This window comes from Wenyingzhuangia sp. IMCC45533 (assembly GCF_054111225.1).
The window spans coordinates 2647319-2662875 of record NZ_CM134197.1 but is presented as its reverse complement, the minus strand read 5'-3'; the positions used below and the strand labels follow the sequence as shown (position 1 = coordinate 2662875).

The 15557-nt window shown below is 33.1% G+C and carries 9 protein-coding genes and 1 tRNA gene; 4 read left to right on the top strand and 6 right to left on the bottom strand.

Annotation, left to right across the window (positions count from 1 at the left end):
* The first annotated feature begins 1 nt into the window (after position 1).
* The 3 genes from hemH (at position 2) to ACXGQW_RS11830 (ending at position 2878) form a co-directional block, all read left to right on the top strand.
* Positions 2–1018 (top strand): ferrochelatase, encoded by a 1017-nt coding sequence (gene hemH / locus ACXGQW_RS11840; protein ID WP_457823023.1) that lies wholly within the window; start codon positions 2–4, stop codon positions 1016–1018.
* A gap of 2 nt (positions 1019–1020) precedes the next feature.
* Positions 1021–1587, top strand: a complete 567-nt coding sequence (locus ACXGQW_RS11835) for a CopD family protein (RefSeq protein ID WP_457823022.1) — start codon at positions 1021–1023, stop codon at positions 1585–1587.
* A gap of 88 nt (positions 1588–1675) precedes the next feature.
* Entirely contained in the window at positions 1676–2878 is a 1203-nt protein-coding gene (locus ACXGQW_RS11830; protein ID WP_457823021.1) for an IS256 family transposase, read from the top strand.
* Between the two features lie 84 nt (positions 2879–2962).
* On the opposite strand, the gene ACXGQW_RS11825 is transcribed toward ACXGQW_RS11830, so the two are convergent.
* The 6 genes from ACXGQW_RS11825 to ACXGQW_RS11800 form a co-directional block, all read right to left on the bottom strand.
* Entirely contained in the window at positions 2963–4096 is a 1134-nt protein-coding gene (locus tag ACXGQW_RS11825; protein ID WP_457823020.1) for a glycosyltransferase family 2 protein, read from the bottom strand.
* A gap of 1068 nt (positions 4097–5164) precedes the next feature.
* Positions 5165–5503, bottom strand: a complete 339-nt coding sequence (gene cas2, locus ACXGQW_RS11820; protein WP_457823019.1) for a CRISPR-associated endonuclease Cas2 — start codon at positions 5501–5503, stop codon at positions 5165–5167.
* Between the two features lie 3 nt (positions 5504–5506).
* Positions 5507–6394 (bottom strand): type II CRISPR-associated endonuclease Cas1, encoded by an 888-nt coding sequence (gene cas1 / locus ACXGQW_RS11815; protein WP_457823018.1) that lies wholly within the window; start codon positions 6392–6394, stop codon positions 5507–5509.
* A 15-nt stretch (positions 6395–6409) separates the two neighbouring features.
* The gene (cas9, locus tag ACXGQW_RS11810; RefSeq protein ID WP_457823017.1) at positions 6410–10558 is read right to left on the bottom strand and encodes a type II CRISPR RNA-guided endonuclease Cas9; all 4149 of its coding nucleotides are present in this window, start codon (positions 10556–10558) and stop codon (positions 6410–6412) included.
* Positions 10559–10925: 367 nt separating this feature from the next.
* Positions 10926–10999: transfer RNA gene (locus ACXGQW_RS11805), tRNA-Asp, on the bottom strand.
* Positions 11000–11216: 217 nt separating this feature from the next.
* Entirely contained in the window at positions 11217–12725 is a 1509-nt protein-coding gene (locus ACXGQW_RS11800) for an acyl-CoA dehydrogenase family protein (RefSeq protein WP_457823016.1), read from the bottom strand.
* Positions 12726–13036: 311 nt separating this feature from the next.
* Between ACXGQW_RS11800 and thrA the strand changes: the two genes are divergently transcribed.
* Positions 13037–15487 (top strand): bifunctional aspartate kinase/homoserine dehydrogenase I, encoded by a 2451-nt coding sequence (thrA, locus tag ACXGQW_RS11795; protein ID WP_457823015.1) that lies wholly within the window; start codon positions 13037–13039, stop codon positions 15485–15487.
* Positions 15488–15557 lie beyond the last annotated feature (70 nt).

Sequence of the window (15557 nt, the reverse complement as noted above, 5' to 3'; positions counted from 1 at the left end):
AATGAAAGGAATATTATTAGTAAATCTAGGATCTCCTAACAGTACATCGGTGAGCGATGTAAGAAAATATTTAGACGAATTTTTAATGGATAGTAGGGTGATAGATTTACCCTACGTAACAAGAGCTCTTCTGGTAAAAGGAATTATTTTAAATACCAGACCCAAGCAATCTGCCGAAGCTTACAGCAAGGTCTGGACAAAAGAAGGTTCTCCTTTAATTGTAATCTCCGAAAAATTCACTAAAAAAGTCAAATCAAAAATTAATGTTCCTGTGGCTTTGGGAATGAGATACGGATCTCCCTCTATGGAAAGTGGAATTGATGAACTGGCAAAGCAAGGAGTTACAGAAATTCTTTTGATGCCTCTGTATCCTCAATTTGCCATGGCTACTACGGAAACCATTGTAGTGTTGGCTAACAAAATTGTAAAAGAAAAGTTCCCTAACATCACGCTTACAGACTTCCCTGCATTTTATGATAATGACGACTATATAGAAGTTCTTTCTAAAAGCATTAAAGAGGAATTAGACAAAGAAGATTTTGATCATTTGCTTTTCTCGTATCACGGTGTTCCCGAAAGACATATTAAAAACTCCGATGTTACAGGCAACCACTGTGCTTTAAACGGAGAATGTTGTAATACAAAATCTGAGGCTCATCAATATTGCTACCGTCATCAATGTTATGCAACCACGCAGGGAGTTGCGAAAAAACTGGGCTTAGCTCCTGGATTTTACAGCACTTCTTTTCAATCTAGATTAGGAAAAGATCCTTGGTTACAGCCTTATACAGACATAACGATAAATGATAGAGCTCAGAACGGAATAAAAAAACTGGCTGTAGTTACCCCTGCTTTTGTTGCAGATTGTTTGGAAACTATTGAAGAAATAGGAATGGAAGCCAAAGAAGAATTTGAAGAGAACACAGGAGAATTATTCAAAACAATTCCGTGTTTAAATGATAGAGACGATTGGGTAGACACTGTATGTGGTTGGTTAAACGATTGGATAAATCAATAGCAATGGAATATTTATACCTAAAATCGCTCCACATTATTTTTGTAGTTACCTGGTTTGCGGGGTTATTCTACATCGTCAGGTTATTTATTTATCACAAAGAAGCCGAAACGAAAGAAGACTCTGCAAGAATTGTGTTACAAGAACAGTACAAGCTGATGGAAAAAAGGCTTTGGTACATCATTACATGGCCATCTGCAGTATTAACGGCTTTAACAGCCTTTGGTTTGCTATACCTCTCTCCTGGTTTTTTAACCCAAACATGGATGTGGGTAAAATTATCCTTTGTGCTTGCCTTGTTTGTTTATCACTTAGTTTGCCACAAGATTTTTAAACAATTAAAAAACAATGTTTGTAAATACTCTACATTTCAGTTAAGATTATGGAATGAAGTAGCCACTATTATTTTGTTCTCTGTTGTTTTTTTAGTGGTCTTAAAAAACAGTATTAGCTGGATCTGGGGAGTTGTGGGTATTTTGCTGGTATCTGTGATTTTAATGTTGATGGTTAAAGTTTATAAAAAAATGAGACTCAAAAAAAATTGGGACCAAGACCACGCAATAAAAAGGTAGTGTCCAAAAAACTGTGTAAACAGAAATTAGGCGGGGTTTTAAAACCCCGCCTAATTTTTTGATTAATTTTATAACACACAGTTTTATTATGGATGATTTAAAAAATCAATTTTTACAAAGTGGTCTATTAAAAGGCCTAAAAACAGAAGACGATTTAAGTAATTTATTGAATGAATTACACAGTGCCGCTTTAGAAGCTATGCTTCAAGGAGAGATGGATGCTCATTTGGGCTATCCCAAAAATGGTAAACGCAGCAACACTAATGCTCGCAATGGTAGCACTACAAAAAAAGTAAAGAACCGCTTCGGTCAAAGCGAGATTAAAGTTCCACGTGATCGCAATAGTGATTTTGAACCTGTTGTGGTTCCTAAACACAAAAGCACTTCACTGTCTATAGAAAATATCGTAATCTCGCTTTATGCAAAAGGTATGAGTGTTTCTGATATTGAAGATGAACTTTATCAAATTTATGGCTATAAGCTCTCCACATCATCTATATCTATCATCACAGACAGAATCAATCAAGAAGTATTAGAATGGCAAAACAAGCCTTTAGAGTCTGTTTATTGCGTAGTTTGGATGGATGGAATTGTATTTAAAGTTCGTCAAGGAGGAAAGGTTGTTAACAAAACTATTTACTTAGCCGTAGGGCTCAACAGAGAAGGCCACAAAGAACTATTAGGAATGTGGTTAGGAATGAATGAATCTGCCGCTTTTTGGCAAGGAGTACTTACTGATTTAAAGGCTAGAGGGGTTGAAGATATTTTGGTAACTGTTACCGATAATCTCAACGGATTCACACAATCCATTAAAAATGTGTTTCCAACAGCAGATACTCAAATCTGTGTGTTTCATCAAATTCGTAACAGTGCACGTTATGTGGTTTGGAAAGACAAAAAAGCTTTTACAGGAGACATGAAGCATATTTACAATGCTCCTAATAAAGAAATGGCTAAAGCCGAATTAGACCAGTTTGCTGAAAAATGGAATGATAAATATCCTTATGCAGTACAATCTTGGCGTAACAATTGGGAGGAACTTACCGTGTTCTTTGATTTCCCTTTAGAAATCAGAAAAATAATTTACACCACCAATCTAATTGAAAATCTTAATGGCAAAATTAGAAAATACACTAAAAACAAAATGAGCTTCCCAACAGACGATGCCTTGAAAAAATCAGTTTATTTATCTTTGATGCAAATTACTAAGAAATGGACTCAGCCAATTCACAATTGGGGACTAATTCTTAACCAGTTCTTAACTATATTTGAAAAAAGGGTTCAACTTTAAAAAAGTTAAACCCCGTAGAATTTTTGTTTACACAAAATATTGGATACTGTCAATAAAAAAGTCATCACAATCGTGATGACTTTTTTATTTGAGATAAATTACCTCTCCTCTACCGTCGGATGAATTACTACCGATTAAAAAGTTAGTAGAATTTGGTAAAATTTTAAACAAAACTTCATTAAATCTGTGCGTACCTATTTGATTGATGATACTTTGGTAGGACATAGATTTTTCTTCGAACCAAATTTCTTGTATATCGTGTTCTCTAATAAACTCCTCTAACTTAATTACTTCTGACGAAGCTATTCTGGTGATTTTTTTATTCAACTGCAAGTCTACATTTACATCCCTCTCACCTACAAACAATATTCTTTTAGTATCCTCTATAAGTATGGGTGCGTTACTCAATTTTAAGTATTTAATTAAGAACCATAGCTTTACCCCAAACCTCATCAGTAAACAATCTATTCCTGTAAGTTTTAAATGTTTCTGATAAAAGATGTTCATCGCTCCGTAAAAATGTCTTAAATACTTTACATCTTTTCTGGTACTTTCTCCTTTATAGTGAATTACGATGGATTTTCCGTTGTAGTAATTGGTATAACCTGCTTGGGTAAGTTTATAACTCAAGTCAATATCTTCTCCATACATAAAATAGTCCTCATCAAAACCTCCAACTTCTAGGTATCTTTCTTTTTTCATTAACATAAAAGCCCCCACCAATACTTCTATTTTTCCAACACCATCTTTAGTTAAATAGCTTGCATAATAACCTCCGCGGTTAGAACCCAACATTCTTGAAAACGATTTTTTAGGAGTTGGCAATCCTCTTTTGCTTTCAGGTAAAAATACCCCCGTACCATCTATCAAACGAACTCCTAACGCTCCCAAATCAGATTGTTCATCTGCAAACGGCAAAATTTCGTGAAATAAGTTTTCACCTACTACCGTATCCGGGTTTAAAATTAACACGTATTCTCCTTTAGCTATCGCTACTCCCTGATTATTTGCTTTTGAAAAACCTACATTTTCATTATTTTCTAGTAGAGTAACCTCAGGAAAACGGTCTTTTACCATTTCGCAACTCTTATCTTTAGATACGTTATCTACCACAATAATTTCTCCGTCTATACCTTTTAAAGCTTTACTTACGCTTAGCAAGCACAACTCTAAAAAGTAGCGAACATTATAGTTAACAATAACAACAGAAACTTTCATGAATTTTTACAAATAAGATAAGTGTAAATATAATTTTTTAAGTAAAACCAATTTCATAAAATGGACTTGGGTTTTTAATTATTTTTTAGCTTCTTTTATTCTTAATCGATTTCAAATTGTATTTTTATGTGAGGAATCACATGATTAATTAGGCTTATTAACGTGGTGGTTGTGTTGTGAATTGATTTCAAATTGTATTTTTATGTGAGGAATCACATGATGCACAAGCACGTACCGAACCTTGTGGCTGTTGTGAATTGATTTCAAATTGTATTTTTATGTGAGGAATCACATGATGAGGACAATATACAATATGATAGTATAGGCTGTGAATTGATTTCAAATTGTATTTTTATGTGAGGAATCACATGCTTGAACAATAACTTAGGGCAAACTATTGAGTTGTGAATTGATTTCAAATTGTATTTTTATGTGAGGAATCACATGGACAAATGTGTTGCTGATGAGTTTAACTGGGTTATGAATTGATTTCAAATTGTATTTTTATGTGAGGAATCACATGAAAAAAATTCGATTAAACCGTTACATTTGAGTTGTGAATTGATTTCAAATTGTATTTTTATGTGAGGAATTACATGTCATTTTTATACAGCTACACCAATTGAGCTGTTGTGAATTGATTTCAAATTGTATTTTTATGTGAGGAATCACATGATCCGTATGTCACATGACTTTCGGTGCTGGGTTGTGAATTTATTTCAAATTGTATTTTTATGTGAGGAATCACATGCCTACGGGTGTAGCTGCAAACACAGCTTTGGTTGTGAATTGATTTCAAATTGTATTTTTATGTGAGGAATCACATGATCCTATTGTTATCGTAGTTAACAGCTTGTGTTGTGAATTGATTTCAAATTGTATTTTTATGTGAGGAATCACATGGTCAATCCCCAAAACTTTAGAAAAGTAAAGTTTTTTTAGATGAAAAAAACGGAAGTTCATGAGTTCGTCTTTATCAAAAAATCTTGATTTGACGTTCCTAAATCACTTCTTCCTACGAATTCATCACGTTTTGTAAATTTATATGTAGTGACAATATCTGTAGAATTAAAAAAGCTCTAGCTGCTGCGTTGTTCCAGGCAAGTCTGTCCGTTTTTTCCCATGAAACAACTCCATATTTCCAAATTGTTTGTCAGTAACGCATAAGATTCCAATTTTACCGTGTTTGGGCAGTGCGTTTTTTACGCGTTTGATATGTACATTGGCATTTTCTCTACTAGGACAGTTACGTAGATAAATAGAAAATTGAAACATATCAAATCCATCTTTAATTAAATCTTTTCGAAACAAACTCGCTGCCCTCCGTTCAACTTTAGTTTCGGTAGGCAAATCAAAAAACACCAATACCCACATAATTCTATAAGCGTTAAATCTGTCTTGTGACATAGGTTAGTCTAGTTCAGGATATTTGATGCTTCTTAGTTCTCCTGTATAACATTTATACAAAGATGCCGTGGTTGTGGTTACCGCTACCAGCAGTGGTCTTTGCTGTCCGTCTATCCAAACATCTTGCGTAGCAATTTCCAGCAAGTACGCTTTTACCTCTTTAGTTAACTCGTCCACCTCCCCATTGTTATTAACATGGTTTACCACCATTTTATCAACAAAAGGTCGGTATGGTTCCATAACATCATCTGCCAAACAGTAGGGATTGTATTTGTTCTTGTGGAACAAACCCAACACAGGTAACAAACCAGAACTTACCAACGCTCTAGCAATAATGCTTCTTAAAATAGCATAACCAAAGTTTAATAACACATTGGGGCCATCTCCAAATCTGTTTCGCTGAAATTCTGGAAATAAATGTTTCCAATAATGCTGTGCTGCTTTGCCCTCCGTATTAGTCGTATCTCCACTTTTGGTAGCAATTCTATACACTTCCATGGGTTCATAAACTCGATTGTTGAGCTTTAGCAAAGCTTCTTGATTTTTGATTTTCTGTTGAATAGTCTGCTTCCATAGTTGCTTTTTTAAAGGTTCGCTTACATCCAATTGAAATTTAACACGTTCAGAATGTTCTGTATGTCCGTAGAATGGTAAAGTAATACTAAAAGGTAGATGATGCGCATCGCAAGTAACAATACATACACCATTCCCTTGTAGACTGTTTATTGCCTGCGTACTGATAGTAACTTGATAATGGTCTAAAACTAACAAAGCCATATCCTCTACGGGCACAGAACCTTTAACCTCTCCCAACGGTTCTTGTATCAATAATTGCCGATTTTTAAGTTTTAAACGTGTTGGATTCCCTATGTATATTGTGCGCTTTATCATACTCTAAACTACTTGTTAATATTCTCCAACCTGAACTATGTGGCCTATATGATTGATTCTTACTTTTATTATTTTTTTTAGAGCTTCACAGTTTTGAATTCGCTTATATGTAAACTTTACGTTATTCGTTACCGTTGTCTCCAAATGATGCCTAAATGTGTAATCTTTACTTCCTAATTTCTGTACTCTAAATAAGTGAGGGCTAATTTGTGCGTAGTTATTTGGGTTTAATAAGTCTATTTCTTCTGGATGAAAATCATCTGTAGGAAACACAAATAATTCATTCTGTTTAAGTGTGAACAAAAATTCCCACCCTAAGTGCTTGTTATAGTTCTTATCTACAATTGGGACTGACTCTTTTTGATTAACTCTTGCAACTGCATCAAATAAAGAAATTACTTGTTCTTGTAATTTTCCATTATCATCCTTATAAATAGCAACGTGGTGGTTATTACCTGTACTTACAAAATCAACAGGTTGAGTGCAACCATCGGCATCAAGAATCAAATTCCCCAAGTGATCTTTTTTATCATGTAGAGATTCCACGTTAGACACACCGCTTATAGTTACCCTTTTTACAGCAATTCCCTTTTCTTTGTTCAACCAAATAGGTTGATTGTTTAAATCTGAAAGAGCTGCTTTTTTGTTCCCATTAAAAGCTTCTATTCTTTTATATAGTAGCTTTTGAATTTTGCTATCTAAAATCTTTTCAATTTTTAAGTCAGGACTTATCTCTTTACGGATAGTATATATATCTTCATATACTTTAGTGTTCACTATCAGTGGCATTTCCTTACCATTAGCCAATTGTATGGGAGATTTACTTAGTCCGTTTTTACCCCCGAATGCTTTTTTAGGATTATTGTTATATTCCGATAACCTACTTAGTAATAAAGCTCTATACTCTGGTTGTGTAACGGTGTTAATTTTGTTAACAGTAAATGTTGTTCCGATCTTCTCTTGTTTTACTATTTCTTTTTTAGAGCGACCATATACAGTTTCTTTATGGAGTTGGCCTCTAGGAGTCAATTGTGTTTTTTTTAGAGTTCCATTTTTGATTTTAGTAATATTGATGTTTTTTGTAACTACTTTATTTTTAGTTTTAAAAGATATTAAAATACCTTCTATATGCTTTTTTGCTTCAATTCTAAAGTCCTGCATGGGTGGCTTAAATAACCGTTTACCTTTGCTATTTTTACTCGTAATCACTTGTTGAATCGAATATATTGGACTTGTTTCAATTTGTTTAGCTTTTAAATTATTGATATATTGAATATGATTGTGCGTGGTAAAGGCCACTGCTAAAGCATCCATGGCATGGTGCCTATGATCGTTCCTTTTGGTCCAATCTACGATTTGCTCAACTTTGTTTCCATTTTTTCGTTCTTCCAAAACAGTTAACCCCAATTCTCTGTATTTGGGAAGATTTAATTCTTTCATTACATTAATCAAATCCCAATCCTCTCTTAGTTTATCTGTAATGCTTCCCGTAGTTGGAACTACATTTCTAACGACTTCGTGCAACATATTTTTTGCTTTCTTAGCAATGTATTGTGTATTCTTCAAATCTCTTTCAATAAATCCATCAGTTAAATTACACTCTTTCATCAAAAGCTTCCTATATTTTCCTTTAGAAATCTGAGCACCGTCGTATAAATTTTTGACTCTTAAAACATAATTTTCTAGCTCGGAATTGTATCTTTCCTCCATAAGATCGTAAGACGTTCTATCTGATTTTTCAAGATTTACAGTTCTGAAAGCAAGTGTTTTATTAGCGTATGAATCATCAAATAATTTTGCTTTGGGTATAATGTGCTCTATATCTATTTCTTTAGAAAATAGTTTGTAGGGTTCTATGTATTGATTGGTATATAGTGTTTTGTAACCATTCGTTTCTAATTCTTGATACAAGCGATATCTAACCACATCATTTTTGGTTGGGTTTAAAATATCAAAAGGAGCTTTTTGAAGTATTTTCTTAATATCTTGATTTCTCTTGGTTGCAGCTGCAATTCCAGAAGTCATTTCTTTTCTTTGCTTTGCTGATTTTTTTAACTCTCTGGCCAACTCTATCCTAATTTCGTCAGGTTTACCATACGTATTAATAATCTGATTGACAACATTGACTAACTGATTCAAAATTTTTTCTACCACAGGGTTTCTCAAACTATTTTTAGGTAATAGCTCTAGCTTTTCTTTTAGCTCCCTCTTTAGGTTTTCTTCTTCAGTAACACTGTTAGAATGATTATAGCCAGCTAGCAAACAAGCCTTGGAATATTCGTTTCCATCTTGTAAGTGTGGAATGATGTTACGAATGGCTTTTGTACTCAAATTACCATAATCTGACTGTAAGCTAATATTGGCAAATAAGGAAACGTATTTTGCGGGTATCCCAAACTTTAAATGTAGTTTCTTTTTTAGATTTACAGCCGTTTTTCCGTAAACTAATTCATCTTCTCTACTAATTTTAGAATCATCTTCAGCTGAATACAGTAAATGCCATAGTTGATAACTAGGCTGTTGCTCAAAATTGTCTTGGTTGATATCAAACTCTAAAATTTGTGGATTAATTCCTATAATTGGCAAAGTTGTTTTTAACTCTTCTTTAATTTCAAAAGCATTTTTTTTATTCCAATCAAAACCATGTCCTTCATTTTCAGAAATTTGTTGTAGAACGTTATAAATGGCTTGATTGGTATGATTGCCTTCAATGGTTTCAAAATTGCATTTCCAATCTTTCACCTTTAACTTTAGTAATTTTAAAACATCTGTAGACTTTAACTTTCCCCTTGTATTGAGTTCCTCAAAAATGACGTGTTTTTGCTCTAAAGTCAATATCTCTTCAAGAGAACCTGAATTTGAAAAATTATTGCTCACCTTTTCCTCAGGTGTAAAAGTTAGATTATTTAATTCTTGCCATATTTTGTATTCTTGAAAGACAGGCGAAGACTTGGGAACAACTCTCGGTCCTATTATTTTCTTTTTAAATTTGTCTCCAACAGCAATTTTTATCGTGTTCTGTTCAAACTCACAAACGCTAATCAAACCTTTTTGAGATTTTAATTTTCTCTGGTAAAAAATAATAATATCTCTAATCTCCTTTTTTAAAGAATTTGTTAGTTCAGAATGAAATTTAGATTGAGTCTCCCATATCTGTTCAAATTCATCTAAATAATCTTGTCTATAAAAAACTTGGTTTTTCAAACTGGTGTGTCTATTCTTTTGAATCTGTCTGTATAAATACTGCCCTACTGTTATTTTGTTGAAATATAACTTTTTACTCCTATCACCTATAGCTCCTAAATAACCGCTTGATTTGTTTAAATCATTATTAATTTCCTGTAGTACAATCGCTAAAGTTTCTAAATCAATTTTAATATTTAAAGACTCATTTCTCCATCTATACTTTTCTAATCTTTTGCTAATTGCATTACCTTTTTGAGTAATTCCTTTGATATCAAAAGGCTCTTTACAAATCGCCCATGTTTGATTTTTGTTTTTACCTTCTAAATTTCGAAATAATTCGTTCGTTAAAACATCTGAGTAATATTGCTTTTGAAACTCCCATACTTTTAAAAATTCATTTTTCAAATCAGATTGATAAAAATCTGGAACGTACTTTTTATCTTCTTTCAATAATTGATAGACGTATTGACCTGGGGTTACATTTTGGTCATACAATTCTTTTGCCACAGCCATACCATCAATTAAGGTTCCTTCCTCCTCATTTCTAGCTTTTCTGCTACTTTTATATCCTCTTTTTTTATTAATGGTCAATAGAACCCTAGCAAGTTCCTCTTTTTCAATGCGCTTTTTAGCCGATTTAGCCCTAAGACTAAGTGTTTCGAAAGTGGAGTTCTTTCCCGATTCTGTAAGAATAGATTCTGATTTAAGGATATTATTTTTCAGCAAAGTTTCTATTAAATTTTGCCTCCTTAGTTTAAAACGTTGCAAGTTTCTGCGAGCACCCCTTTTTAAAGTTCTATCTGCGTTGACAGCCAGAGAATTCCCTTTTTCAAAGTCAGTAATTTCATCTGTACTAAGTGGATTGACTCTGACACCAAGTTTTACGATTTTTGATACTTCTTCTTTGTTTTCTGCTTCACGAACTAAGGCCCAACCAATGGAGGTAGTACCTAAGTCTAATCCTAATATTTTTTTCATGCTATTTTTATATGTCTATTGCCTAAGAGCAATATTGAATTGACTTCGTTTTTAAAAGAAATTATTTTAATTTATAAAACGTTATAATTAAATATAATTATTTATGTCATTACTTCATAAAAAAAATTAAATTAGCAATACAATTTGAAATCAATTCACAATAAGGATTATTCCGTTGTGAAAACATTTAAAACGGCAACTTCGGTTGTCGTTTTCTTTTTATAACAAATAATACGATGAATCAGTGCTTTAAGAATACAACTCGATTTACATTCTTATGTTGAACGCTTTTTTTAGCTTTTGGATCTAAATAGCGTACAATATTTGTTATAATAAAAAAGCTTCAACAGATGTTGAAGCTTTTTCGCGGTCTGGACGGGACTCGAACCCGCGACCCCCTGCGTGACAGGCAGGTATTCTAACCAGCTGAACTACCAGACCGTTGCTATTAGCGGTGGCAAATATACTAATTTTATAGATTTAATCAATATTTAATTTGAATTTAATAACCTAAAAAATGTATCAAATCAAATTCATCATCATAACTTATCAGTAATAGCCTGAGCCCCAAAAGTGTGAAATCTATTAACAAAAAAACAGCAATGACTTCTCATTGCTGCTTTTTGGAATTTATTTTTTGAATCTTACTTTGTGCCAATTACACCAAATTTAACCAAGCGCTATCGCTTTTATAATCGGTAATTAGTTGCGTGTTAGGTTGAAAAGTTAAAGAACTTACAAAAGCAGTTACCTCGTGCTTTAATGAGTTGATAGATTCTGAAACCAAATCGTTTCTAAAACCTTTGGCTCCCAAGTCAATTACAAAATTAGCAGAAACTACTCTACCTATAATTTTACCTAAATCTACCATTTTACGCTGAGGTAGCTCCATGTTCAAGTTAAAATTGATAATCTCTTTAAAGAAATCTGCGGACTTGGTCGTTAAATCATACTGCACTAAAAAGTCAAACAAATTGGTGATTTTCTTACGTTTCATCAATTTCATAATAGCTTCAGAGATTTGAGTATACAACATTTCATTAGACCCCTCAAAAATCATAAAAGCTCTACTATCCATAATACCTCTTGCCCCAATATTCTCTTCTTTATATCCTGACGAACCAGACAATTGTACTAAGGTTTGCGCAGAGGCTTGCATCATGTCTGTAATTACAGATTTCATACTATTCGCTTCAACTTGATCCATCGCCAATTCGTTTTCAATTCCACTGTGTTCAGCGCTACGTGCACACATGGCAGAACATACAGTAAACGCTGCTTGTATGTTGGCTATTTGCTCTTTTACTTTATCTAGTGCTAATAAATTTTTTCCTCCAACAACTCTATTGTTGCAATGTTCTATAGCTTCATCCATCATTCTTTTAATGAACCCCATAGCCATACCCGGAAATTGCATTCTAGATCGATGTAATAAATCTAGCATCAACTTTATTCCTGTACTTCCTCCTTCTAACTTTTGATTCTCAGGAACGTGTAAGTCTAATTTGTTATTACCATAAGGAATAGCATACAAACCTGCATTATTATAATACTCTTCTACCTCAACTCTTTGTTCTGGGTTTTGGTTATCAGCGATAAAAAAGTCTATATCTCTTCCTAATTTACCGTTTTCACCTTTTTTACGAGAAGTTATTAACCAATAATCTGCTAATCCTGTTAATCCTTGCCAGTGCTTATATCCTTCAATGTGGTACTTACCGTCTTTATATACATTGGAAGTTTCCATATTTAAGGCATCAGAACCAAAACTAGGCTCCGTAATCATTAAACCTCCCATATTTCCTTGTTCCAAGAAACGCTTAAAAATAGGAGCTTTTACTTCTTCTTTGGCATACTTAGCAACGGGCTCTAAAAATAGCGCGATGTTAATTCCAAAAGTTAGTGATAGCGGCAAAGACTCGTATGAAGCTGCTTCTAAAACACCTAAGCATTCCTTGACTTTTACACCTCTACCTCCAAATTCCTTAGGAATTGAAACAGATAAAGGTTTTTTTGCCATGATATCTCTAAAAACCAAAGAAGGAAATCCCCTCACTTGGCTAAATTTTTGAATATCATCTTTTTCATAAAAAACGCTTTTTAAAGTATTTTTAAAATCCTTTATAAATTCGTCAAATGAAAGGTTTTGAATATCTTTTATAGACATATGATTTATGTTCTTTTACTAATTAGTGCTGCAAATATACAACTCTTCTATATATATTGTTGTAAATGCATATTTATTCAACTATTTATATTCAATTTTATATAGATTAAAACGATCCTTTTTAAATATTTTCTTAATTTTGAAGCCGTGAAAAATACAGAGACTACATATTTAACAACTTCTTTCTTTATTACCCTTTGGGGTTGTCTTTGTTATTTATATATATAAACCGTAAAATCTTGAACTCTAATTGATATGAATCTCACTAAGAATCAAGTACTGTTTTTTTCCAAATTCATTCCTTTACTCATATGAAAATTTTAAAATTTGGAGGTTCTTCAATAGCCTCTGCACAGAATATCAATAAGGTTATTGATATCTTAAAATCTAACAATAACGATCAAATTGCGGTTGTTTTTTCTGCAATTGGTAAAACCACCGATAAATTAATTGATATTGCCGCCAAAGCAAAAATTCAAGATGAGAGTTACAACACTCTGCTAAGTGACTTAGAAAATCATCATTTTGATATTGTGAGAGCGTTGGTTCCTGTTAACAATCAAAGTGGCATTTTAAGTGGCGTTAAAAAGATATTTAACGAGCTAGAAAATATTTTAGAAGGAGTTTCTTTATTACAAGAACTTTCCGATAAAACTAATGATACTGTTGTAAGCTACGGAGAGTTTTTATCAACCTTTATCATTACCAAAGCTTTGCAGTGTCAAGAAATTGATGCTATTTACAAAAACTCTGGAGAGCTAATTATCACCAACAATAAATTTGGAAATGCCACTCCTATCATGGATGTGACTAACAAAAATATCAAAACATATTTTGCTCATAACAACCATAGCATTACAGTTTTGCCTGGATTTATTGCCTGTAACGAAAATGGAGATAAAACTACCTTGGGTAGAGGTGGTTCCGATTATACTGCTGCTATTATAGCCGCTGCATTGGAGGTAGATCAGCTAGAAATCTGGACGGATGTAAGTGGAATGTACACTGCCAATCCTACCATTGTAAAGCAAGCAAAACCCATCAACAAATTAACTTATAATGAGGCTATGGAATTGTCTCACTTTGGGGCTTCTGTTTTGTATCCTCCTACAGTACAACCTGTAATGAGTAAAAACATTCCACTCTATATAAAAAACACATTCAAGCCAGAAGATTTTGGTTCTTTTATCTCTAATGAAAACGCTAAAGACAATGGTATTGTAAAAGGTATCAGTCATATAGACCACGTCGCTTTAGCAACTGTAGAAGGAAATGGATTGATTGGGATTCCTGGGGTTTCAAAAAGATTGTTTAGTGCGTTGTCTGATAAAAATGTAAACGTCATCTTAATTACGCAAGCTTCCTCAGAACATTCTATCTGTATCGCCATAGATCAAAAAGATGTTTTAAGCGCAGAGCTAGCAATACAAGAAGAATTTGCTTTTGAGTTGAGTTTAGGTAAAATAGACCCTTTACATACGCAGTTAGATATGGCAATTGTTGCCATTGTAGGTGAAGAAATGAAGAGTCATCAAGGGATTAGCGGTAAAATGTTTAGTGCTTTGGGGAAAGACAACGTAAACATTCATGCTATTGCTCAAGGGGCTTCAGAAAGAAATATTTCTACTGTTATTGATAGTAAAAACGTAAGTAAAGCTTTAAACAGTTTGCATGAAGAGTTCTTTGAAGGACACATTACCAAACTAAACTTATTTATAGTTGGTGTTGGTAATGTAGGAGCTAAATTAATTGAGCAAATAGAAAAGCAAAAAGCTTATTTATTAGATAAATTACAATTGAGTATTGAAGTTGCTGGTATGGCAAATTCTAAAAAAATGATTTTTAATAAAGAAGGAATTGACTTGACTTCTGACTGGAAACAAAACTTGATTGATAATGGCGAAGATTTAAACTTAGATTTATTTTTAGAAAATGTTAAAGAATTAAATCTAATCAACAGTGTTTTTGTAGATAATACTGCTAATGATACAATTGCTGGTTTGTATGCGGATTACTTAAAAGAAAGTATTGCCGTAGTTACTTGTAATAAAATTGCAGCTTCATCGGAATACGAAAAATATGCTGAATTAAAACGATTGTCTCAAGAGTACAATGCCCCTTATTTGTTTGAAACAAATGTAGGTGCAGGTTTACCTATTATTAATACCTTAAATAATTTAGTACAATCTGGAGATCAAATTGTAAAAATACAAGCAGTCGCTTCAGGTTCTCTAAACTTTATTTTTAACTCTTTTGTAGGAGATGCCAATTTTGCTAAAATTGTTGATGAGGCTGGTGAGCTAGGATTTACTGAGCCTGATCCAAGAATTGATTTGAGCGGTGTAGATGTTGCTCGTAAAATTTTAATATTAGCTCGTGAAAGCGGTGCTAAAATGAATTTAGAGGACATCGAAAATAAATCGTTCTTACCTAAATCTAGTTTAGAAGCAGGTTCTATAGAAGATTTTAAAAAGACTTTGGTTAATGAAGCTGCTCATTTTGAAGCTATCAAAGAAAAAGCTGCTGCGAACAATGCAGAATTAAAATATGTAGCAGAGTTTGTAAACGGAAAAGCAAATGTTTCTTTGCAGGAGGTAGACAGCAAGCATCCGTTTTCTAACTTACAGGGAAGTGATAACATCGTTTTATTCTTTACAGAAAGATATCCTGAATATCCTTTAATTGTAAAAGGTGCAGGTGCAGGTGCTGATGTTACTGCTTCGGGTATTTTTGCTGATATTATTAGAATAGGTAAGGGATAAAGTACTGAGTAGTTAGTGCAAAGCACAAAGCAAGATAGTCAAAATTGATACTTTGTACTTACTACTAAAA